General features: G+C 72.5%; 21 protein-coding genes. 8 read left to right on the top strand and 13 right to left on the bottom strand.

The window, feature by feature from the left end; all coding sequences use genetic code 11:
* Positions 1-89: 89 nt before the first annotated feature.
* From HUT12_RS03345 to HUT12_RS03335, 3 genes are read left to right on the top strand one after another with little or no spacing between them, the layout of a single operon-like run.
* Positions 90-212: a 50S ribosomal protein L36 gene (locus tag HUT12_RS03345; protein ID WP_131051346.1), complete on the top strand. Its 123-nt coding sequence runs from the start codon at positions 90-92 to the stop codon at positions 210-212.
* A gap of 60 nt (positions 213-272) precedes the next feature.
* Positions 273-509 (top strand): preprotein translocase YidC, encoded by a 237-nt coding sequence (locus HUT12_RS03340; RefSeq protein WP_131051345.1) that lies wholly within the window; start codon positions 273-275, stop codon positions 507-509.
* Between the two features lie 13 nt (positions 510-522).
* Positions 523-2,646 carry a heavy metal translocating P-type ATPase gene (locus HUT12_RS03335; RefSeq protein ID WP_176092440.1) on the top strand — a complete coding sequence of 708 codons (2,124 nt, stop codon included), beginning with the start codon at positions 523-525 and terminating at the stop codon, positions 2,644-2,646.
* Here the strand turns inward: HUT12_RS03335 and HUT12_RS03330 are convergent.
* From HUT12_RS03330 to HUT12_RS03315, 4 genes are read right to left on the bottom strand one after another with little or no spacing between them, the layout of a single operon-like run.
* Positions 2,625-3,698, bottom strand: a complete 1,074-nt coding sequence (locus HUT12_RS03330) for an ABC transporter ATP-binding protein (protein WP_176092439.1) — start codon at positions 3,696-3,698, stop codon at positions 2,625-2,627. The genes HUT12_RS03335 and HUT12_RS03330 overlap by 22 nt on opposite strands.
* The gene (locus HUT12_RS03325) at positions 3,695-4,507 is read right to left on the bottom strand and encodes an ABC transporter permease (RefSeq protein WP_254876703.1); all 813 of its coding nucleotides are present in this window, start codon (positions 4,505-4,507) and stop codon (positions 3,695-3,697) included. Before HUT12_RS03325 ends, HUT12_RS03330 begins: the two co-directional genes overlap by 4 nt.
* 3 nt (positions 4,508-4,510) lie before the next feature.
* Complete coding sequence (gene modA, locus HUT12_RS03320; protein WP_254877024.1) at positions 4,511-5,242, bottom strand: molybdate ABC transporter substrate-binding protein; 732 nt, start codon at positions 5,240-5,242, stop codon at positions 4,511-4,513.
* Positions 5,243-5,280: 38 nt separating this feature from the next.
* A complete protein-coding gene (locus HUT12_RS03315) occupies positions 5,281-5,703 on the bottom strand; it encodes a molybdopterin-binding protein (protein WP_131056780.1) in 423 nt (140 codons plus the stop codon).
* Positions 5,704-5,895: 192 nt separating this feature from the next.
* On the opposite strand from HUT12_RS03315, the gene HUT12_RS03310 reads away from it, so the two are divergent.
* The 3 genes from HUT12_RS03310 to HUT12_RS03300 are packed head-to-tail and all read left to right on the top strand — an operon-like array spanning position 5,896 to position 8,338.
* Complete coding sequence (locus tag HUT12_RS03310; protein WP_176092438.1) at positions 5,896-6,486, top strand: copper chaperone PCu(A)C; 591 nt, start codon at positions 5,896-5,898, stop codon at positions 6,484-6,486.
* Entirely contained in the window at positions 6,483-7,700 is a 1,218-nt protein-coding gene (locus HUT12_RS03305) for a Dyp-type peroxidase (RefSeq protein WP_176092437.1), read from the top strand. Before HUT12_RS03310 ends, HUT12_RS03305 begins: the two co-directional genes overlap by 4 nt.
* A 17-nt stretch (positions 7,701-7,717) precedes the next feature.
* On the top strand, positions 7,718-8,338 hold the full coding sequence (locus HUT12_RS03300) for a copper resistance CopC family protein (protein ID WP_176092436.1): 621 nt from the start codon (positions 7,718-7,720) through the stop codon (positions 8,336-8,338).
* 7 nt (positions 8,339-8,345) lie between these two features.
* Here the strand turns inward: HUT12_RS03300 and HUT12_RS03295 are convergent, their stop codons facing one another.
* The 6 genes from HUT12_RS03295 to HUT12_RS03270 form a co-directional block, all read right to left on the bottom strand.
* Entirely contained in the window at positions 8,346-9,446 is a 1,101-nt protein-coding gene (locus HUT12_RS03295; RefSeq protein ID WP_131055990.1) for an L-dopachrome tautomerase-related protein, read from the bottom strand.
* A gap of 255 nt (positions 9,447-9,701) precedes the next feature.
* On the bottom strand, positions 9,702-11,681 hold the full coding sequence (locus HUT12_RS03290) for an ABC transporter ATP-binding protein (protein ID WP_176092435.1): 1,980 nt from the start codon (positions 11,679-11,681) through the stop codon (positions 9,702-9,704).
* 227 nt (positions 11,682-11,908) lie between these two features.
* On the bottom strand, positions 11,909-12,907 hold the full coding sequence (locus tag HUT12_RS03285) for a glycosyltransferase (protein ID WP_176092434.1): 999 nt from the start codon (positions 12,905-12,907) through the stop codon (positions 11,909-11,911).
* 16 nt (positions 12,908-12,923) lie between these two features.
* The gene (locus tag HUT12_RS03280; protein ID WP_131056141.1) at positions 12,924-13,259 is read right to left on the bottom strand and encodes a YnfA family protein; all 336 of its coding nucleotides are present in this window, start codon (positions 13,257-13,259) and stop codon (positions 12,924-12,926) included.
* Between the two features lie 82 nt (positions 13,260-13,341).
* Positions 13,342-13,719 carry a sensory rhodopsin transducer gene (locus HUT12_RS03275; RefSeq protein WP_176092433.1) on the bottom strand — a complete coding sequence of 126 codons (378 nt, stop codon included), beginning with the start codon at positions 13,717-13,719 and terminating at the stop codon, positions 13,342-13,344.
* Entirely contained in the window at positions 13,719-14,936 is a 1,218-nt protein-coding gene (locus HUT12_RS03270) for a D-arabinono-1,4-lactone oxidase (RefSeq protein ID WP_176092432.1), read from the bottom strand. The genes HUT12_RS03275 and HUT12_RS03270 overlap by 1 nt, the downstream gene beginning before the upstream one ends.
* A gap of 113 nt (positions 14,937-15,049) precedes the next feature.
* Between HUT12_RS03270 and HUT12_RS03265 the strand changes: the two genes are divergently transcribed.
* Entirely contained in the window at positions 15,050-16,849 is a 1,800-nt protein-coding gene (locus HUT12_RS03265) for a glycoside hydrolase family 15 protein (protein WP_176092431.1), read from the top strand.
* Between the two features lie 231 nt (positions 16,850-17,080).
* Positions 17,081-17,878: a zf-HC2 domain-containing protein gene (locus HUT12_RS03260; RefSeq protein ID WP_176092430.1), complete on the top strand. Its 798-nt coding sequence runs from the start codon at positions 17,081-17,083 to the stop codon at positions 17,876-17,878.
* A gap of 188 nt (positions 17,879-18,066) precedes the next feature.
* Here the strand turns inward: HUT12_RS03260 and HUT12_RS03255 are convergent, their stop codons facing one another.
* From HUT12_RS03255 to HUT12_RS03245, 3 genes are all read right to left on the bottom strand, one after another.
* On the bottom strand, positions 18,067-18,648 hold the full coding sequence (locus HUT12_RS03255; protein WP_131055030.1) for a sigma-70 family RNA polymerase sigma factor: 582 nt from the start codon (positions 18,646-18,648) through the stop codon (positions 18,067-18,069).
* Positions 18,649-18,766: 118 nt separating this feature from the next.
* Complete coding sequence (locus HUT12_RS03250; RefSeq protein WP_131055032.1) at positions 18,767-18,940, bottom strand: CsbD family protein; 174 nt, start codon at positions 18,938-18,940, stop codon at positions 18,767-18,769.
* Positions 18,941-18,982: 42 nt separating this feature from the next.
* Positions 18,983-21,268, bottom strand: coding sequence for a cation-translocating P-type ATPase (locus tag HUT12_RS03245; RefSeq protein WP_176092429.1), 2,286 nt, complete (start codon positions 21,266-21,268; stop codon positions 18,983-18,985).
* Between the last annotated feature and the right edge of the window lie 6 nt (positions 21,269-21,274).

Genomic DNA, 21,274 nt, shown 5'->3' with positions numbered 1-21,274 from the left:
ATACCGCGTGTGGTGTCCGCAGGTACGGGTAGACGGGTCGCACGGCACGCGGCACCGCGTGCGGTCACCCGCTGGGGACGGGAGGGGCGATGAAGGTCAGGAGTTCGTTGCGGTCGTTGACGCGGAAGATGAACTCGATCGTGGTCCGCCGTCGGGGCAAGGTCGTCGTGGTCAACAAGAAGGATCCGCGCCAGAAGGCCCGACAGGGCTGACATTCCCCGCCACCGGAAAAGCGACGTCGCGGTGCAGTCACCGCACGACAGGAGGCGACCGTGAGCTTCAGAGCGCGGGACGGCGAGCAGCCGGTCGATCCGGACCACGCCGAGGACGAGGCCGGTCAGGTGCCACTGGTCCAGGTCGAGGCGGATACCGAGGTGCCCGCGCCGGCCGACACCGACGTACGGCCGGACCTGGTCACCGAGGACAACGGGTCGGGGATGACGGGCGGTTCCTCGGGCAGCAGTGGCGGCGGTTCCAGCATGCCGGGGCACCCCGACGCCTCCCGCTGACGCGAGCCGTCGGATGCCTCAGCACGGCCGTCACCACGACGGCGGGCACGACAAACACGCCGGGCACGACACGCACGCCGGGCACGATCCGGAGGCGTTCCGCCGGAAGTTCTGGCTGAGCCTCGCGCTGACCGTGCCCGTCGTGTTCACCAGCCCCATGGTGATGGACTGGTTCGGCTACCGGCTGGACTTCCCCGGCGTCGACCTGGTGGGACCGGTCCTCGGCACGGTGGTCTTCGGCTACGGCGGCTGGCCCTTCCTCCAGGGCGCGGTCCGCGAGGTCCGTGACCGCGCCCCCGGAATGATGCTGCTGATCGCCATGGCGATCACGGTCGCGTACGTGGCGTCGCTGGCCACCGCGTTCGGCGCGTTCGACCTGGACTTCTGGTGGGAACTGGCCGCGCTGGTCACCATCATGCTGCTCGGGCACTGGCAGGAGATGAAGGCGATCGGCCAGGCCCGTGGCGCCCTGTCGGCCCTTGCCGCGTTGCTGCCCGACGACGCGGAACGCCTCGACCCGCACGGCCGACCGCAGGCGGTCTCCGTGGCCGACCTGCGCGTCGGTGATCTGGTCCTGGTCCGGCCGGGCGGTCGGGTGCCGGCGGACGGGCAGGTCGTCGACGGCGCGGCCGAGATGGACGAGTCCATGATCACCGGGGAGTCCCGGCCGGTGTCCCGCTCGTCCGGCGACCGGGTGGTGGCGGGCACGGTTGCCACCGACGCGGCCCTGCGGGTACGGGTCGACGCGGTCGGCGACGACACCGCACTGGCCGGCATCCAACGACTGGTGGCGCAGGCCCAGCAGTCCGGCGGACGGGCGCAGGTGCTGGCGGACCGCTTCGCCGCCTGGCTGTTCTTCGTCGCCACCGCCACCGCCCTGGTCACCCTGCTGGTGTGGACGGTGCTCGGCAACCTGGACCAGGCGGTCGTGCGTACGGTGACGGTGCTGGTCATCGCCTGCCCGCACGCGCTCGGCCTGGCCATCCCGCTGGTGGTCGCCCTCTCCACGGCGGTCGCCGCGAAGGGCGGCATCCTGGTCAAGGACCGGTTGGCGCTGGAGCGGATGCGCACGGTGGACACCGTGCTGTTCGACAAGACCGGCACGCTGACCCGGGGCGAACACGTGGTCACCGACGTCGCCGCCACGAGCGGGTACCCCGCAGCGGACGGGGCCGGTGACGGCGCGCGGGACGTACTCGCCATCGCGGCGGCGGTGGAGGCGGACAGTGAGCATCCCCTGGCCCGGGCCATCGTGGCCGCCGCCGACCGGCAGGCGGACCGGCGGACGGCGACCGGATTCCGGTCGCTGCCCGGCTGGGGCGTCCGCGCCGAGGTGGACGGCGTCGCCTACGCGGTCGGCGGACCGGCGCTGCTGCGGGAGTTCGGCGTGAACGTGCCCGAGAACCTCGCCCGACGGCAGCGGGAGTGGTCCGAGCGCGGCGCGGCGGTGCTGCACCTCCTGCGGGTGCAGGACGACGGGGCACGGGTGGTGGGTGCGCTCGCCCTGGAGGACGAGGTACGCCCGGAGGCTCGGCAGGCTGTCGCCGACCTGCGCGCTGAGGGCATCCGCAAGATCGTGATGATCACCGGTGATGCCCGTCCGGTGGCCGAGGCGGTCGCCGCCGATCTCGGGTTCCGCCCCGGAGAGGACGAGGTCTTCGCCGAGGTGCTGCCGGCGGAGAAGGACGACACGGTGGCGGACCTGCACCGGCGCGGGCTGCGGGTGGCGATGGTCGGTGACGGGGTGAACGACGCTCCGGCGCTGGCCCGCGCCACCGTGGGCATCGCGATCGGCGCGGGTACCGACGTGGCGATCGAGTCCGCCGGGGTGGTGCTCGCCTCCTCCGACCCGCGCGGCGTGACCGGGGTGATCCGGCTGTCCCGTGCCGCGTACCGGAAGATGGTCCAGAACCTGGTCTGGGCCGCCGGTTACAACGTGGTCGCGCTGCCGCTGGCCGCCGGGGTGCTGGCCGGGGTCGGAGTGGCGCTGAGCCCGGCGGTCGCGGCGGTGCTGATGTCCGCCTCGACCATCGTGGTCGCCCTCAACGCCCAACTGCTGCGCCGGGTCCGGCTCCGGCCGCAGGATCAGACCGGTGCGCGGCTCCGGCCGCAGGATCAGACCGGCCCGGCCGGGTAGGCGCGGGTCTCGGCGGCCTTGACCGCAGCCCAGACCGGTTGGCCCGGGGTGAGCGCGAGTTGCGCGGCGGCGGCCGGCGTGACGTCGGCCGCGACCTCGATCGGGCCGCTGAGCTGGATACGCAGGTTGTCGCCGTGCCGCTGGACGCCGGTGATGGTGGCCGGCCAGGTGTTGCGCGGGCTGCCGTCGGGCTGCCGGGGGTGCAGCGCCACCGCGGACGGCGGGAACGCCACGAACACGTCGCCGTCCTGCGGGTCCCCGGCGGTCAGCCGGAACCCGTCGGCGAGCCGGACCTGATGCCCGTTGGCCTGCCCCCGATACAGGTTGAGGCCGACCAGGCGGGCCACGTAGTCGGTGCGCGGCTGCGCGGTGATGGTGGCCGCGCTGCCCTCCTGTACGACCTCGCCCTGCTCGACGATGACCAGCCGGTCGGCGAGCACCAGCGCGTCGAGCGGGTCGTGCGTCACCAGCAGGGTGGCACCGGTGTGCGCGGCGAGGTGCCGCTGCAACTGGGCCCGGGTGTCGAGCCGGGTCCCGGCGTCGAGCGCGGCCAGCGGCTCGTCGAGCAGCAGCAGCGCCGGTGCCACCGCCAGCGCCCGGGCGAGGGCGACCCGCTGGGCCTGCCCGCCGGAGAGCTGCCGGGGCTTGTGCCCGGCGTGTGCGGTCAACCCCATCCGGGCCAGCCAGTCGGCGGCCCGGCTGCGGGCCTCCCGACGGTTGAGGCCTTGCCGACGCGGGCCGAACGCGACGTTGTCGACGGCGCTGAGGTGCGGAAAGAGCAGGTAGTCCTGGAAGACCACGCCGATGGAGCGGCGCTCGGGCGGGGTCCAGATCCGCCGCTCGGGATGGTCGAGGTCGCGGCCGTCCAGGGTGAGATGCCCGGCCGAGAGCGGAAGCAGCCCGGCGAGCGTACGCAGGGCCGTGGTCTTGCCGGCCCCGTTGGGCCCGAGCAGCGCGACCACCTCGCCGGGGCCGATGGTCAGCGGCAGGTCCAGCCGGAAGTCGCCGCGCGCCACCGTCAGGTGGGCGTCGAGCAGCGGCGAGGCGGTCATGGCGAGCTGATCCACCGGTCGCGGAGACAGGCCAGGATCACCACGGAGACGGTGAGCAGGATGAGACTGAGCACGATCGCGGCCTCCAGGTCGGTCTCCAGCGCCAGATAGACGGCCAACGGCATGGTCTGCGTCCGGCCGGGATAGTTGCCGGCGAACGTGATGGTGGCCCCGAACTCGCCGAGCGCGCGGGCCCAGCAGAGCACCGCCCCCGCCGCGATACCGGGTGCCACCAGCGGCAGTGTGACGTGGGTGAAGGTGGTCCACCGGCCCGCGCCGAGGGTCGCGGCGGCCTCCTCGTACCGGGTGTCCGCGCCCCGCAACGCCCCCTCCACCGCGATGATCAGGAAGGGCATGGCCACGAACGCCTCGGCGAGCACCACCGCCGTGGTGGTGAACGGCACCGTGACGCCGAACGTGCTGTCCAACCAGGAACCGACCAGCCCGCGCCGGCCGAACACGAGCAGCAGCGCCACGCCGCCGACCACCGGAGGCAGCACCAGCGGCACCGTGATGAGGGCGCGCACCACCCGGCGGCCGGGGAACGACACCCGGGCCAGCAACCAGGCCAGCGGGATGCCGAGGACCAGGCAGAGCAGGGTGGCCAGCGAGGCGGTCTGCACCGACAGCCGCAACGCGGTCAGCACGCCCGGTTCGGTGAGCCGCTGCGGCAGCGTGCTCCACGGTGTCCGGACCAGCAGCCCGACCAACGGCAGCACCAGGAAGACCATCCCGAGCGTCGCGGGCACCAGCAGGGCGATCGGTATCCGCCCGGTGCGGCGGGTACGGGTGGGCACGGCGCGGGTCACGGGCTACGGCGCCTGGAATCCGGCCTCGGTGAGCACGGCCTGCCCGGTGTCGGAGCGGACGTACTCCACGAAGGCCCGCGCGGTCGTCGTGTTCCGCGCCTCCTTGAGCACCAGGATCGGATAGCCGTTGATCGCCTCCGCCGACTCGGGGAACTCCACGCCGTCCACGTCTGCGGCAGCGGCCCGCGCGTCGGTCCGATAGACCAGCGCGGCGTCCACCTCGCCCAGGCGCACCTTGGAGAGCGCGGCCTTCACGTCCTGCTCCAGGGTGACCGGGGTGAGCGCCACCCCGGCCGCGTCCAGCACCATCCGTGCCGCCGCCCCGCACGGCACCTGCTCGGCGCAGAGGGCCACCTTCGCGCCGGGCCTGGTCAGGTCACTCAGCCCGGTCACCCGGTCGGGGTTGCCCTCGGGTACGGCGATGACGAGCTGATTGCGTACGAAGGTGACCGGCTCGCCGTCGCCGTTGCCCGCCTCGGTGACGGTGGCCATCGGGGCGGGGGCGGCGGAGGCGAACACGTCGGCGGGTGCGCCCTGGTTGATCTGGGTGGCCAGCGCGGAGCTGCCGGCGAAACTGAACGTCACCTTCACGCCCTGGTGGGCCGCTTCGAAGTCCCGCCCGATCCGGGTGAACGACTCGGTCAGTGACGCGGCTGCGAAGACGGTCAGCTCACCGCCGATCCCGGTGCCGCCGGTCGTCGGGTCGGCGGGGTCCTCGGCGCATCCGCCGAGCAGTGCGAGTGCGGTGACGGCGGCCAGCAGACGTACTGCTCTCACGCGTGGGCCCTTCCTCTGCTGCCGGTCACGGCAGGCTTCTCCACCACGACGGTGGTCGACTTGATCACTGCTTCCGCCACCGAGCCGACCTCCAGGCCGAGGTGGTCGACCGCTTCCCGGCTCATCAGCGAGACCAGCCGGAACGGCCCGGCCTGGATGTCGACCTGGGCCATCACCGCGTCCTTGACCACAGCGGTGACGATGCCGCGCAGCCGGTTCCGCGCCGAGGACTCGTCGGTCCGCCCGCCGGGCTCGGCGGCCTGGGCGCGGACGAACGCGGCCAGCTCGACGCCGTCGATCACCCGGTGGCCGTGCTCGTCACGGTCGGCGGTGAGCCGACCGGCGTCCACCCACCGACGCATGGTGTCGACGCTGACCCCGAGCAACTCGGCCGCCTCACCCATCCGGAACATCGTCACGGACGCATCGTAACGGCCGCAGATGCGGCTCGACAGGCCCGATCACGGTCGCATTCACGATGACATTTGCCCGATACCGGCCGAACCTGCCGCGCCCGGGGAACGACCGTGATCCGGGTTACCTGGCGGCCCGGAACTTCCGACCCGTCGGAGCCGACCAAACTCACGAGATCGCTCATCGAGGGGAAGCCCATGTCCAGCACCGCCTCCCGCCGGCTCGTCCGCCCGGCAGCCCTGCTCACCGCCGCCGTCCTGGCCGCCGCCGTCGTGGGCTGCGGCTCGTCCGACGACACCTCCACCGCCGCCCCCGGCCCGTCGGCCACCCCGGCCGCCGCCGCATCGAGCGAGGCCGCCGGCGTGCTGGGCGTACGCGACCCGTGGGTCAAGGCCGCCGACGACGGCATGACCGCCGCGTTCGCCACACTGGTCAACGACGGCACCACCGACGTCACCCTGACCGGCGCCAGCACCGAGGTCTCCCCGATGGAGGTGCACGAGATGGCCATGCGGGACGGCAAGATGGTCATGCAGGCCAAGGAGGGCGGCGTGGTGATCAAGGCCGGTGGCGAGCACAAACTGGAGCCCGGCGGCGACCACCTGATGCTGATGAACCTCGCCACGCCGGTCAAGGCCGGTGACGAGCTGACCATCACGCTCACCTTCGCCGACGGCCGGACCCAGTCGTTCACCGCCGTCGCCAAGCCGTTCACCGGCGCGCAGGAGAGCTACGCCCCGGGCCACGGCGAACCGATGCCGCACACCAGCCCCAGCCCCGCGTCGTGACCCCGACCCGTCGGCCGGTGAGCCGACGCGGCCTGCTCACCGGCGGCGCCCTGGCCGCCGGGGGCACGCTGGCCGGCGCCGCTGCGGTCGCCGCCGGCCGCAACGACCCGCCACCGGTACGCCCCGAGCCGGTCGCGGTCACCGTCGGCGCGGCGGTCGAGCCGTTCCACGGCGTACACCAGTCCGGGATCACCACCGAGCCCCAGGCGCACGCGGCGTTCGTCGCCTTCACCCTGCGCCCCGGCACCGACCGGGCCGCCCTCGGCCGGATGCTACGGCTGCTCTCCGACGACGCCGCCCGGCTCACCCAGGGCCGGCCGGCGCTGGCCGACACCGAGCCCGAACTCGGGATGCTTCCCGCCCGGCTCACCGTGACCTTCGGCTTCGGCCCGGGTCTCTTCACCGCCGCCGGCCTCGACGACCGCCGCCCGCCCTCAGTCGCCGACCTGCCCGCGTTCCGCATCGACCGGCTGCAACCGCGCTGGTCCGGCGGGGACCTGCTGGTGCAGGTCTGCGCCGACGACCCGATCACCGTCGCGCACGCCCAGCGGGTGCTGGTCAAGGACAGCCGCCCGTTCGCCACCGTCCGCTGGGTCCAGCAGGGTTTCCGGCGGGCCGCCGGTGCCGAGCCGGGCCGGACCCAACGCAACCTGTTCGGTCAGCTCGACGGCACCGCCAACCCGAAGCCGGGCGCGCCGGTGGAGACTGCGGTCTGGGTGCCGGACGGCCCGGACTGGCTGCGGCACGGCACCACGCTCGTGGTGCGGCGCATCAGGATGGACCTGGAGACCTGGGACCTGCTCGGCCGCGTCGACCGGGAAATGGCCGTCGGCCGGCGACTGAACGACGGTGCCCCGCTGACCGGCGCGGACGAGCACGACGAGCCGGACTTCGCCGCCCTCGGCCCGGACGGGCTGACCGTGATGCCGGACTTCTCCCACGTCACCCGCGCACACGTCACCGACGACCGGTTCCGGATCCTCCGCCGCCCCTACAACTACGATGGAACACCGGCCGCCGACGGCACCGCCGACAGCGGACTGATCTTCGCCTCCTACCAGGCCGACATCGACCGCCAGTTCCTGCCCATCCAGCGGCGGCTCGCCGAGCGGGACCTGCTCAACGAGTGGGTCACCCCGATCGGTTCCGCCGTCTTCGCCGTCCCGCCGGGGTGCCCGGAGGACGGCTGGATCGGCCGGCAACTGCTCGACTGACGAGGAGAATCACCCGCATGTCCACCCGCCTCCGCCACCGGGTCACCGCCGCGCTGGCCGCCTCGCTGCTGGCCGCCACGGCGCTGCTGGCCACGCCCGCCTCCCCCGCGTACGCGCACAACGTGCTGACCAAGGCCACCCCGGCGCAGGACGCCGAGGTCAAGAAGGCGCCGACCAAGGTCACCCTGCAGTTCCTCCAGCGGCTGAACCCGGACTACACCACGATCACGCTCAGTGACGCGGACAAGGAGAAGGTGGCCACCAGCGAGCCGGAGGTGGACGGCACCAAGGGCACGGTCACCATCGACGAGCCGCTGGTCAACGGCGTCTACACGGTGGCGTACCGGATCGTCTCCGCCGACGGGCACCCGGTGCAGGGGTCGTACACGTTCACCGTGGCCGACCCGACCGCCACCGCCGAGCCGACCCCCAGCCCGACCCCGAGCCCCACGCCCAGCCCGGAGCCGACCGAGACCACCCCGTCGGCCGAGCCGACCGTCTCCACCAGTCCCGCCGCGAGCGACGCCGACGACGACTCGACCCCGGTGGGGCTGTTGGTCGGCGCCGGGGTGCTGGTCATCCTGGCGGTCGGAGCGGCGGTGTTCCTGCTGCGCCGCCGTCGCACCGCCGGGCAGTGAGCCCGGCTCAGCGCAAGAGCACCGGCCCGGCGTCGATCCGGGTCCGGAACAACGCGTACGGCTTGCGGCGCAGGTCCTCGCCCCGGTGGTACACGGCCTGCCGGTGGAGTTGGTTGGCGGTCACGTAGAGATACCCGTCGACGGCCACCGACATGCTGTCCGGCCAGAGCAGGCGGGGATCGTGCACCACCGTCTCGTAGTCGCCGTCCCTGCGGCGGCGGAGCACCGCGTTGTGCTCGTACGACGTCAGGTAGATCCGCCCGGCGTCGTCGCTCTCCAGGCCGTCCGACCCGGTGCCCTTGTCGCCCTCGTGCCGGACGGTGGCGGCCACCTCGTCCTCGCCGAGCGAGACGTCCACCAGGGCGTCGGTGGACACGCTGTACCACTGGCGTGAGGCGAGCGCGCAGAAGTGGAGTCGGGTCCCGTCGGCGGAGATGGCGATGCCGTCCGAGCCGACGGTGACCGGTTTCGGTGGCCCCTGCGCCGGCCGCTCCAGGAACGGGCGGCCCTCCACCACCGGCCGGAAGCGGGACAGCGGCTCCGGTTTGGTGGACGGGTGCTCGTGCAGCCGCCGCCACGAGGCGCCGGTGTCGAGGTCCACGACGATGATCCCGTTCGCCCCGGCGACCGCCGAGTCGGTGACGTACGCGATCCCGGCGGCCCCGCGCCGCAGGTCGAACCGTACGTCGTTGAGGTAGGTGGTGGGCAGCGCCACGTCCGGCGGGAAAGTGATCACCTGGGCGACGGTGTCGGTGGTCAGGTCGACGCGGACGAGTTTGGGGCCGCCGGGCCGGGTGGGCTGGAACATCGGGCTGCCGGTGTCGAGCACCCAGAGCCGGTCGGCCGGGTCGACCACGATGCTCTGCACCGAGACGAACGCCCCCACGTCGTCGTCGCCGCCCGGCTGGTTCCACTCCGGATCCGGGTACGGCACCTCGGCACCGTCGCGCAGCTCGACCACCGTGGCGGGGACCTCGTCGCCCCACCGGGGGAAGGTGACGAAGATCCGGCCGGTGTGCGAGACGCTCACCCCGGTCGGCATCGGCCCGGTGAAGGTGTGGACGAGTTCCAGTTCGCCGACGGGCTCGCCCGGCACCGGTTGACTCATGCCCCGCTCCTGACTGTCGGTGCCGCTTCCCGTTCCCACCGCCGTGGGCGACAAACGCCGCGTCAGGCAAACGGACTTATAACCCATTAGGGTTTTTAGTCCTTAGATCGGCAGCCGAGCCGGGCACCGGCGGGTTTCCAGTGGTGACCGCCCGGGTGACCAACACCGACGGTCGGGCGCTGGCCATGACCGGCAGCCTGCGCCCTTCCGCGTTCACGGAGGGACGAAAATGGCTAAACCAGACATTCGAAAAGGTCAGGACTCGGTGCTGCCCGGGGCCGACGTGGCCGGCGGTCGCGGGCCCGGCAGCCGGTCGACCGGACCGTACCCGGCCGCCTGAAGGGTGAACAGGTCGGCGTAACGGCCGGCGGCGGCCATCAGTTCGTCGTGGGTGCCGGCCTCGACCAGGCGACCGTGGTGCAGCACGAAGATCCGGTCGGCGTGCCGGACGTTGGCCAGCCGGTGCGTGATGAGGATCGTGGTCGCCCGCCCCTGCCGGTCGCGGATCGCCTGGAACAGTGCGTCCTCCGCCCTCGGGTCGAGCGCCGAGGAGGGCTCGTCCATTACCAGCAACTCCGCATCGCGCAGAAAACCACGGGCGGCGGTGATCCGCTGCCACTGACCGCCGGAGAGGTCCTGCCCGTTGGCGAAGGTCCGGTCGAGCAGCGTCTCGTACCCGTACGGCAAGTCGCGGATCATCTCGTCGGCGACCGCACGGGCCGCCGCCGCCTCGATCCGGTCCTGCCGGACCTCGCCCTCGATGTCGCCGATGGCGATGTTCGTGGCGGCGGTGAACGGCCACTTGTGGTACTCCTGCGTGACCACGGCGATCCGACCGCGCAGGCCGTCCCGGTCCCACTCGGTCAGCGCCCGCCCGTTCCACCGGATCGTCCCCTCGGTGGGGGTACGCAGGGAGGCGATCAACGCGGCGAGAGTGCTCTTGCCGGAACCGTTCTCCCCGACGAACGCCACGGTCTGCCCCGCCCGGACGGTCAGCGTCACCCCGTCGACGGCCAGGTCGTCCCGCTCCGGGTAGCGCAGGCTCACCCCGTCGACGGTCAACTCCCGCAACCGCTCCGGCGGCACGGCGTCCACCGCCTCCGGCAGGTACCCGGCGGCCCGCGTCATGAAGCCGGTGTAGTCGCGGAAGTGCTGACCCTCGGTGTAGACCCGGTCCATCTGGAAGGTCACCACGGAGAGCGAACGCTGCGCCGCCTGCACCGCGATCACACACGTCGCCGCGGCGGCGAGCGGGATCTGCCCGTCGATGAGCAAGAGGCCGAGCAGGACGTAGACCAGACCGGTGGCGACACCGCCGACGAGCGACCCCACCGTGGTGGTCGTGGTGACCCGGCGGGCCAACGCGAGCTGGATGTCGGTCTCCACCCCCATCACCCGGTCGTGCTGGTCGAGCAGGAACCGGCGCAGCCCGTACGAGCGCAGCTCCGGTGCCGAGTCCCGTTCGGCCATCAGCCGGTGCAGCAACCACATCCGCCGTCGCCGCACCGAGCCGGCGATGTAGGTCCGGTAGTGCAGGTGTCCGGCGCGCAGCGACGCCCAGGCGTTCGGCACCGTCGCGACCAGCAACGCCAGCAGCAACAACGGGTGGACCACCACCACGGCCACGGCCACCGCCACCACGCCGACGAACCCGGCGAGCAGGTTCATCGAGGCCGGCACCAGACTGACCGCCGAGTCGGTGCCCCTCGACGCCCGTTCCATGTCGTCGGCGAACGCGTCCGCGTCGAACGCCTCCAACCGGACCGCCGTGGTCACCTCGAACAGGCCCCGCTCCACCTCCCGGCTCACCCGGGGCGTCAGCCCGTTCAACGCGTACCCGGTGGCGATCGCCATGCCGGACCGCACTGCGGTCGCCGCCGCCAGCACCGCGAGCGCCGGCAGCGCCGCCACCACCTTGTCCCCGGTCGGCCCACCGGCGAACAGCTCCACCAGCACCCGCTGCGTCGCCAGCAGCCCGAACGCCGACATCACCCCCGCGCCGACCGTCGCCACGGCCACCACCGAGGTACGCAGCCGGTCCGCCCGCCAACTGATCCGCAGCGCCGCCCAGACCAGCTTGGGAAGTTCGGCGAAGACGGCGAACAGGCCGGCCTCCGTCCGGGCCCGCATCCCGGTCTCCCACCACATCGTCCGCAGCTCGGGCAGCACCGACTCGGTGGGCACCGGCGTGGAGCGCGGAGGGCGGACACGACGTCGGGTCGGGGTGACGGCCATGGGCGTACCTCCTGGGGCGGTGACGGCGCGGCGCCCCGTCGCGCGCCGGACGAGGACCACCGACTTCGTCGCTGAAGGCGTTCGGACCGCTACCTATGGTCACTGCGACGGTGTCGCCGGTCCAGCCCCTGTCGGCGTGCCGACCCACCCGCGATGTCGGCTACGCGGCCTCCGGCCGGGATCGACGACGCGGCACCGTCCGGCCGGATCGCCGCCGCGCGCTCGGGTCAGGCGTACTCAGGGAGTCGCCGCGCCACCTCGGTCGGCCCCGGCATCGCGGCGATCTCCCGGGCCAGCGCGGCGGCGGCCTCACGATGCGCCGACCGGCGCGGCAGCAGGCGCGCGGCCTGCTCGGCGACCGCCTCGGCGGACACCTCGTCGGGCCGCAACCGCAGCCCCGCACCGGCGGCCACCACGGCGTCGGCGTTGGCGAACTGGTCGGCGCCCTGCGGGAGGATCAGTTGCGGCAGACCGGCGGTGAGGGCACCGAGCGTGGTGCCGCTGCCGCCGTGGTGCACCACCAGGTCCGCCTGGGGCAGCACCTCCGCCTGCGGCACCCACTCCCGCACGACCACGTCGGCCGGTACGACGCCGATCTCCTCCACCGGCACCCGCCCGGCGGCCACCACCACCCGGGCCCCCAGCCGAGCCAGCCCGGCGACGGCGGTCGTCACCAGGTCAGCGGTCCCGAAGGCGGTCCCGAAGGTCAGATAGACCAGCGGCCCTGACCTGTCGTCGTCCCAGGTCGGCGTCGGTCCCGGTGCCGAGAACGGGACGGGCCGCAGGACGATCCGCTCGGCCGTCGCGGCGAACGTGGCGTCCTGCAACGACGGTGGGCAGATGTCCAGGTGCGGCCGCCCGGGTGCGTCGGCGATCGCGGTCGGCGACTCCAGGCCGATATGCGGCGGGAACATCCGGCCGAAGCCGTGCCAGAGCCCGGGAACCCCGGCCCGCGCGGCGGCGACGGCCGCCCCGGGTACGCCCCAGCCGTGCACCACCAGATCCGGCGCCAACCGCTCCAGGTCCGGTGCCAGGTCTTCGGCGTACATCTCGTAGAACGTGTCGGCGGGACGGAACGGTCGTAGTCCGTTCGCGGCCAGCGGGGCGTGCACCGCCTCCCCGGCGGCGAAGTGCACCTCGTGCCCGGCCTCGCGGGCGGCGACGGCCAGCGGGATCATCGGGTAGGCGTGACCGATCGAGGCCAGGCTGGCGAAGATCAGACGCATCGAGGTCTCCTACTCGTCAGGCGCCGCGCGGGGCGTACATGATCACGGCCACGCCGAGCAGGCAGATCGCCGCGCCGGTGACGTCCCACCGATCCGGCCGGAACCCGTCGAAGATCATGCCCCACGCCAGCGAACCGGCGACGAAGACGCCACCGTAGGCGGCCAGGATGCGCCCGAAGTTCGGGTCCGGCTGGAAGGTGGCGACGAAGCCGTACGCCCCGAGGGCGAGCACCCCGGCGGCGACGAACCACAGCCCGCGATGCTCCCGCCAGCCCTGCCACACCAGCCAGGCCCCGCCGATCTCGGCGATGGCGGCGAGCACGAACAGCAGCACGGAACGCAGCACGGTCACGGGCCGCACCCTACCCGGATGTAAGCAGGGGACCCCTGCTATGCACCAGGCGTTAGTACGGGTCCCTTCCTTACATCCCGGCCTACCCGGCCGGATGGGCCATGGTGCCGGTGAGCGTGACGGTGCCCGGGAGACGGGAGTCCTGCCGCAGGAACTGCACCACCACCGGCTCCGAGGCGTGCACCACGCAGCCGTACGGGCGGTCCAGGCGGACGGCCTCCGGATCGATCAGGTCGTTGACGCGGACGTGCCGGATCCGTCGGGCACCGACGACGAAGCGATACGGGCCGACCGGCTCGGCGTCCTCGTAGTAGAAGGTGAGCGTGAGCCGGGCGTCGGCGTCGGTGGTGTTGAGGACGCAGATCTTGTCGAAGCTGGTGAACTCCGGTTCGGGTCCGTTGCTGTCGAGCGGGATGTGTCCGCCCGGCACCACCCAGACGAGTCCACCGAGCTGTCCCATCACGCCTCCTCAAGCAGTCGGGCCAGGTCGGGGGTGAGGAACACCCCGTCCGGGTCGAGTCGACGCCGTGCCTCCCGGAAGTCGTCCCAGTGCGGGAAGATGGGGCGCAGTTCCCGTGCGGTCAGCCAGTGCTTCTTGCCCCAGTGCGGTCGGCCACCGTACTGCCGGAAGATCGCCTCCATGTCGCGGAAGTACTCCTCGTACGGCAGCGAGGTGTTCTGCAGGCAGGCGATGGTGGTGGTGGGGCGGTCGTACGCGTTGCTGAGCCAGATGTCGTCGGCGGCGATGGTCCGCACCAGCACCCGCCACCCCACGACGCGCCGGTGCCGGTTCAGGATCCGCTTGCGGACCTCGGCGAAGCAGGACGTGAACGCCTCGGCCGGCAGCATGTACTCGATCTCCTCGAAGCGCAGGTCCCGGTCCTGTGGGATGGTCCGGTGGGTCGGGCCGATCTCCAGTTCGAGGGGTTCGGTCCACGGGGTCGACTCCAGCGCCTGGCGGGCCACCCACATCTGCCCCTCCGGCAGGTCGTCGGCGCGGTTCATGGTGCGGATCTGGGTCAGGTCGCTGCGCGGGTACCAGTAGAAGTCCATGTTGCGGTTGGTGTGCTGCAACTCGGCCAGGTGGTCCAGGGTCCAGTCGACCGGCGCGCACCAGGCCCGTCGGCGCAGTTCGTAGCGGGGCTGCGCGTGAATGGTGATCTTGGTGACCACGCCCAGGGCACCGAGCGACAGCCGCGCGGCGGGCAGCAGCTCGGCGTTGCTGGTCGGCGAGATGTCCAGCGTTTCGCCGGTGCCGGTCACCAACCGCACCCCGGTGACCTGAGTGGAGAGGTTGCCGAAGCGGACGCCGGTGCCGTGCGTACCGGTGGCGGTGGCGCCCGCGATCGACTGGTAGTCGACGTCGCCGAGGTTCTCCATCGCCAGACCGGCGTCGTAGAGGCTCTCACCGAGCGCCTTCAACCGGGTGCCGCCCCAGACCGTGAACTGGTCATCGTCCTGGTGGACGACCCCGGCGAGCCGGTCCAGGCTGACCAGCGTCCCGTTGGTGCGGACCAGTGGACTCGACGAGTGCCCCGAGCCGACCGGCCTCAGGTGGGTGCCGGACTCGCGGGCCCGCAACACCAGGTCGCGTACCTCGTCCTCGTCGGCCGGCTCGGCGTTGCCACCGGGGGTGAAGGAGAGGCTGCCGGACCAGTTCACGAACGGCTGGGGCATCACGACCTCTTCTCCGTGGCGAGCGGGGCGCTTACCCGGCCGCGAGCTGGGTATTCATGAACCAAACCCGTGTCGAACGAGCAATTCGGCAACCACGTCCTCCCGGAGCTGCGATGACCTATCCCCCGATCGACTCGTACGCCTTTCTCTCCGACACCCACACCGCCGCGCTGGTCGCCGCCGACGGCGCGGTCGAGTGGTTCTGCGTGCCGCACTTCGCCGGTGACGCCGTCTTCGCCCGCCTGCTGGATCGTGAGGTCGGCGGCGCGCTCGACCTCACCGTGGCCGGATGCGACGCCCCGACCCGGCGGTATCTGCCCGACACGCTGGTGCTGGAGAGCCGGTGGTCGACGCCCGACGGGGTGGCGGTCGTCAAGGACTTCCTCGCGGTGGCGCCGGGCGACGACGCCCAGCCGCTACGCGCGGACAAGGTGCTGGTGCGCCGGGTGACGGTGGAGGAGGGCACGGTCCGGCTGGACGTGCGGATCCGGCCCCGGCCCGACCACGGTGCCCGCGACACCACGTGGGAACAGGTCGACGGACGCTGGCGGGCCGCCGACACCCCGCTCTGGGTCGACACCGACCTGCCGGCCGAGAGCGCCGACGGGGTGCTGCGGATCGAAGCGGAACTCTCCGCCGGCCAGGAGGCGGCCGTGCTGGTCGGCTACGACGAGGACGCCACCCGGGACGTCGACGCCGACGAGATGCTGGCGCGTACCTGCCGGACCTGGCAGGAGTGGTCCACCCGCAGCGACTACGCCGGCTTCGGCGCGGACGAGGTCCGGCACAGCGCGCTGGTGCTGCGCGGGCTCGCGTTCGACGAGACCGGCGCGTTGATCGCCGCGCCGACCACCAGCCTCCCCGAGCACATCGGCGGGGTCCGCAACTGGGACTACCGGTACGCCTGGCACCGGGACTCGGCGTTGCTGCTGCTCGCGTTGTTCCGCCTCGGGCACGCCGAGGAAGGTCGACGCTACCTGCACTTCCTGATCTCCGTCTGCTCCGGTGACCTGCTCACGCCGCTGATCGGCATCCACGGCCACATCGACGAGGAACGCGAGCTGGAACACCTGGAGGGGTACGCCGGCTCCCGGCCGGTCCGGGTCGGCAACGAGGCCGTCGAGCAGGTGCAGTTCGACACGTACGGGCACATCCTGGATGCCGCGCTGGTGTACCACGAGCTGACCGGCGAGCTGACCCAGGAGCAGTGGGAGTTGCTCCGCAAGCACGTCGAGGTGATGGCCGACCGGTGGAGCGAGCCGGACCACGGCATCTGGGAGATCCGTGGACCGCGCCAGCACTACGTCAACGCCAAGGTGATGACCTGGGTCTGCCTGGACCGGGGCATCCGGCTGGCCGAACTGCTCGACGACCGGACGGCGGACGTCGCACACTGGCGTACGGCTCGCGACGCGGTCCACGCCGAGGTGCTGGAACGCGGCTACGACCCAGAGGTCGGCAGCTTCGTGATGGCGTACGGCTCCACCGAGCTGGACGCCTCCCTCCTGCGCATCCCGCTGGTCGGTTTCCTGCCCGGCGACGATCCCCGGATGCAGTCCACCATCGACCGGATCCGGCAGGAGTTGGAGATCGGCCCGGCCCTGTTGCGCCGCTACCGGGCCGACGACGGGCTGCCCGGCGAGGAGGGCGCGTTCCTGCTCTGCTCGTTCGAGCTGGTCTCGGCGCTGGTGCTGGCCGGTCGACGGGACGAGGCCCGCAAGGCGTTCGACCAGCTCCTCAGCTACGCGGGCCCGCTCGGTCTGTACGCCGAACAACTCGACCCCGACGGCACCGCGCTGGGCAACTATCCGCAGGCGTTCACGCACCTGGCCCTGATCGAGGCGGCGATCAACCTCGACGAGGCCGGCGACCGGGACGCCCTGCACGCCTGGGCCGCCCGGGGCGGCTCCTGACCCCGACCCCGGTGCAAGGAAGGGTCCCCTGCTAACGCCTCGTGCATAGCAGGGGACCCTTCCTAACCGCCAAAGCCGAAACGAAACCCAAGCCGGAAGCGAGCCGGAACCGGAACCGGAGCCGCGCCGGAACCGACGGCCTCCTGACCCCCCGCCGCGTGTCGGAGTCCTGACCTCGGCTCTTTCGGGTTCGGCGGGAACCATGCCGGGCCCGGGAGCGACTACGGATACATGGGGTGTGAGCAGTGGCGGGAGATTCTCTCGGCGCAGTTGGACGGCGAGGCGACGGCAGATGAGCAGCGCGGTGTCGATCTGCACCTGAGCAGGTGTGCCGGCTGCCGCCGGTGGTTGAACACGGCGGCGACGGTGACCCGGCGGGCGCGTACCCAGGTGGTGTCCGCGCTGCCGGACCTGACCGCGACGATCCTCGCCGCCGCACCGCCGCCGCGCCCGGGTTGGCGCGTCCGGCTCGCCGCCGTCACGCCCCGTGGCGACCTCTTCACGTCGCTGGCCGGACGTGCCCGGACGATCACCGCGCTGCGGGTGTCGCTGGGTCTGCTGGGGGCGGTGCAACTGGTGCTCGGGCTGGCGCAGATCGGCCGGGCCGAGGTGGCCGAGCACGTGCACTCCACCGGCCAGCACCTGTGGCACGAGTCCGCCGCCTGGAACGTGGCGGTCGGCGCCGGTTTCCTCTTCGTCGCGTTGCGTCGGACCGCCCCGTCCGGGCTGCTGCCGATGCTCAGCGCCTTCGTGGCCACCCTGGTCCTGCTCTCGGTCAACGACCTGGTCGCCTCGCAGGTCGCCGTGGAACGGCTGGTCAGCCACGGGTTCCTGGTGGTCGGCTACCTGATCACCGTGTTGCTGGCCCGCAGCCTGCGCCGCCCCGGTGACCCGAGTGACCGGCAACGACCCGAGCGCTCCCGCTGGCGGCTGCGTCTCGACGAGATCGACGAGCCCGCTCCGCTGCGGCTGCTGCCGCCGCACTCGGCCCAGGCCCGGCACGGCCGCGACGACCGCCGCGCCGCCTGACGACGCGCCCCCACAGGGGCCGGGACGACCGCCGCACACAGCCCCCACAAGACCCGCACCGCCTCAAAACGCAGCCCTCACACGGGCCGCGACAAGCGCCGCGCCGCCCGACAAGGCAGCCCCCACACGGGCCGCGACAGGCGCCGCCTGACAACGCAGCACCAACAAGAGCTGCGCCGACCGCCGCGTCAGCCGGCGGTGCCGTCCCGGCCCCGACGGAGGCGCGGGGTCGCCGTCTCCAGAGCTGCGACGAGGTCCTCGCGGGCGCGGGCCACCCGGGACCGGATCGTGCCGATCGGTACGTCACACACCTGGGCCGCCTCGGCATAGGAGAGCCCGAGTAGCTGGGTGGCGACGAACGCCTCCCGCCGTTCGTGCACGAGCCCGTCCAGCAGCCCGCGCAGCACCACCTGCTCGTCCATGGCGGCCTCGACGCCGGCCGGAGTCGCCTCGGCGGCGGACTGCCAGTCGGCGAGGTTGGCGGTGCGGGGCCGGGACACGGCTGCCCGCACCTGGTCGACGGCGACCCGTCGGGCGATGGAGAGCAGCCAGGTCCGGGCGCTGGAGCGGCCGGCGAACGAGGGCAACGCGCGCCAGGCCCGCAGGTACGTCTCCTGGACCAGGTCGTCGACGTCCCGCACGCCGGGCAGATGGGCCAGGAACCGCCGTACGTCGTGCTGCGTCGCGCGCACGAATGCGGCGGCGGCAGCCTGGTCGCCCCGCCCTGCGGCGAACGCGTACCCGCTGATGTCGTCGGTCACGGCAGTCATCGCCGTATTGGTCGCTCCGGCTCCCGGGTTGGTTCCCGACGACTTCCGAAAAATCATCGACGCACACGACACCGCCGGGCCTGAAGTGCGGCCCGGCGGTGTCGGAGGTGCGATCCGGTCAGCTCCGGAAGGCGTCCTTGATCTTCTCGCCCGCCTGCTTGATGTTGGCCTTCACCTGGTCGCCGCGACCCTCGGCCTCCAACTGCTCGTTGTCGGTGGCCCGGCCGACACCTTCCTTCACCTTGCCGGTGGTGTTCTCGGTGGTGTTGTTCAACTTGTCATCGAAGCCCATGTCAGCCTCCCGGGGTATCGGCTCATGCTCTTGCTACGCGAATCAGGTACCCAGCCGAACCGCATCGGAACCATCCTGTTTCCAAGAAATCGGTCGGAAGCGGCGCAGCCGGAGGCTGTTGGCGACCACGAAGACCGAGGAGAAGGCCATCGCCGCACCGGCGATCATCGGATTGAGCAACCCGGCGGCGGCCAGCGGCAGGGCCGCCACGTTGTAGGCGAACGCCCAGAACAGGTTCCCCTTGATCGTGCCGAGGGTGCTGCGGGCGAGCCGAATGGCGTCCACGGCGGCCAGCAGATCGTCACGGACCAGGGTCAGGTCGGATGCCTCGATCGCCACGTCCGTGCCGGTGCCCATGGCCAACCCCAGGTCGGCCTGGGCGAGCGCGGCGGCGTCGTTGACCCCGTCGCCGACCATCGCCACCGCCCGCCCCTCGGCCTGCAACCCCGCGACCACCTCGACCTTCTCGGTCGGCAGCACCTCGGCGATCACCTCGTCGATGCCGACCTCGGCGGCGACCGCGCGGGCGACGGTGGTGTTGTCGCCGGTGAGCAGCACCGGGGTCAGACCGAGGGCGCGCAGCCGGCGGACCGCTTCCCGGCTGGTCGGCTTGACCTGGTCGGCCACCGCGAGCATGCCCCGGGCCCGCCCGGCCCATCCGACCAGCACGGCGGTACGTCCGGCCGCCTCCGCTCCGTTCGCCGCCCGCACCAGATCGTCGGGTACGTCCAGTCCCCGCTCCCGCAGCAGCCGGGATCGGCCGAGCAGCACCTCGCGGTCGTCCACGGTGCCGGTCACGCCCAGCCCCTCGACGTTGGCGAACCCGGTGACCGGCGGCAGTTCGCCCAGTTCGTCCGCGCCGGACACGACCGCCCGGGCGACCGGGTGCTCGGAGCCGGACTCCAGCGCGGCGGCCAGCCGCAGCACCTCGGCCCGCTGCTCACCCTCGCCCGCGTGGACGTCGAGGAGCGTCATCCGGCCGGTGGTGACGGTGCCGGTCTTGTCCAGCACCACGGTCTCCACCCGTCGGGTGGACTCCAGCGCCTCCGGCCCCTTGATCAGTACGCCGAACTGCGCGCCCCGCCCGGTGCCGACCAGCAGCGCGGTCGGCGTGGCCAGGCCGAGGGCGCACGGGCAGGCGATGATCAGCACCGCCACGGCGGCGGTGAAGGCGGCGGTCGACCCGGCACCGGAGCCCAGCCACCAACCCAGCGTGCCGACGGCCAGGGCGATCACGATCGGGACGAAGATCCCCGAGATGCGGTCGGCGAGCCGCTGCGCGGCGGCCTTGCCGGTCTGCGCCTGCTCGACCAGCCGGGCCATCTGGGCCAGTTGGGTGTCGGCACCGACCCGGGTGGCGGTGACCACCAGCCGGCCACCGGCGTTGACGCAGCCACCGACCACGGTGTCGCCGACGCCCACCTCGACCGGCACCGACTCGCCGGTGACCATGCTGGCGTCGACCGCCGAGGAACCTTCGTGCACCGTGCCGTCGGTGGCGATCTTCTCGCCCGGCCGCACCACGAACCGGTCCCCCACGGCGAGTTCGTCGACCGGGATCCGGGTCTCCACGCCGCCGCGCAGCACGGCGACGTCCTTGGCACCCAGCTCCAGCAGCGCTCGCAGGGCCGTACCCGCCGTGCGCTTCGCGCGGGCCTCGAAGTACCGCCCGGCGAGGATGAACGCGGTGACCCCGGCCGCCGCCTCCAGATAGATGTGGCCGGTGCCGTCGGTCCGGCTGATCGCGAAGCTGAACGGATGGGTCATGCCGGGCGTGCCGGCGGTGCCGAGGAACAGCGCCCAGATCGACCAGCCGAAGGCGGCGAGCGTGCCGACCGAGACCAGGGTGTCCATGGTCGCCGCGCCGTGCCGCAGGTTGACCAGGGCGGCCCGGTGGAACGGCAGTCCGCCGTAGACCACCACCGGGGCGGCCAGCGTCAGCGACAGCCACTGCCAGTAGGTGAACTGCCAGGCCGGCACCATCGCCAGCGCGATCACCGGCACGCTGAGCACCACCGACACCCAGAGGCGGGTACGCAGCACCCGCAGCTCGTCCACCGGCTCGACGGCTTCCGGCGTGTCCTGCCGGGGCGGCGGCACCGCCGCCGTGTAGCCGGTCTTCTCGACCGTGGCGATCAGCTCCTGCGGGGTGACCGGGTCGGCGTAGGTGACGGTGGCCTTCTCGGTGGCGTAGTTGACGCTGGCCTGCACGCCGTCCAGGCGGTTCAGCTTCTTCTCGATACGGGCGGCGCAGGAGGCGCAGGTCATGCCGCCGATGGACAACTCGATCAGGTTCGCTGCCGTGGGCAGGGGTCGACTCGTGGTCATGGTTGG

Origin of the sequence: Verrucosispora sp. NA02020 (assembly GCF_013364215.1) — a bacterium.
Classification (GTDB): Bacteria; Actinomycetota; Actinomycetes; order Mycobacteriales; family Micromonosporaceae; genus Micromonospora.
The sequence above is the reverse complement of the archived record's forward strand: the minus strand, read 5'-3'. Positions and strand labels throughout refer to the sequence as shown.

What these genes read in the sequence shown, in the direction of transcription:
- HUT12_RS03295 (WP_131055990.1), bottom strand. Translation starts at nt 9,446, where the DNA reads ATGAGTCAACCGGTGCCGGGCGAGCCCGTCGGCGAACTGGAACTCGTC.
- HUT12_RS03275 (WP_176092433.1), bottom strand. Translation starts at nt 13,719, where the DNA reads ATGGGACAGCTCGGTGGACTCGTCTGGGTGGTGCCGGGCGGACACATC.
- HUT12_RS03265 (WP_176092431.1), top strand. Translation starts at nt 15,050, where the DNA reads ATGACCTATCCCCCGATCGACTCGTACGCCTTTCTCTCCGACACCCAC.
- HUT12_RS03260 (WP_176092430.1), top strand. Translation starts at nt 17,081, where the DNA reads ATGGGGTGTGAGCAGTGGCGGGAGATTCTCTCGGCGCAGTTGGACGGC.
- HUT12_RS03335 (WP_176092440.1), top strand. Translation starts at nt 523, where the DNA reads ATGCCTCAGCACGGCCGTCACCACGACGGCGGGCACGACAAACACGCC.
- HUT12_RS03255 (WP_131055030.1), bottom strand. Translation starts at nt 18,648, where the DNA reads ATGACTGCCGTGACCGACGACATCAGCGGGTACGCGTTCGCCGCAGGG.
- HUT12_RS03290 (WP_176092435.1), bottom strand. Translation starts at nt 11,681, where the DNA reads ATGGCCGTCACCCCGACCCGACGTCGTGTCCGCCCTCCGCGCTCCACG.
- HUT12_RS03285 (WP_176092434.1), bottom strand. Translation starts at nt 12,907, where the DNA reads ATGCGTCTGATCTTCGCCAGCCTGGCCTCGATCGGTCACGCCTACCCG.
- HUT12_RS03345 (WP_131051346.1), top strand. Translation starts at nt 90, where the DNA reads ATGAAGGTCAGGAGTTCGTTGCGGTCGTTGACGCGGAAGATGAACTCG.
- HUT12_RS03310 (WP_176092438.1), top strand. Translation starts at nt 5,896, where the DNA reads ATGTCCAGCACCGCCTCCCGCCGGCTCGTCCGCCCGGCAGCCCTGCTC.
- HUT12_RS03300 (WP_176092436.1), top strand. Translation starts at nt 7,718, where the DNA reads ATGTCCACCCGCCTCCGCCACCGGGTCACCGCCGCGCTGGCCGCCTCG.
- HUT12_RS03270 (WP_176092432.1), bottom strand. Translation starts at nt 14,936, where the DNA reads ATGCCCCAGCCGTTCGTGAACTGGTCCGGCAGCCTCTCCTTCACCCCC.
- HUT12_RS03330 (WP_176092439.1), bottom strand. Translation starts at nt 3,698, where the DNA reads ATGACCGCCTCGCCGCTGCTCGACGCCCACCTGACGGTGGCGCGCGGC.
- HUT12_RS03245 (WP_176092429.1), bottom strand. Translation starts at nt 21,268, where the DNA reads ATGACCACGAGTCGACCCCTGCCCACGGCAGCGAACCTGATCGAGTTG.
- HUT12_RS03250 (WP_131055032.1), bottom strand. Translation starts at nt 18,940, where the DNA reads ATGGGCTTCGATGACAAGTTGAACAACACCACCGAGAACACCACCGGC.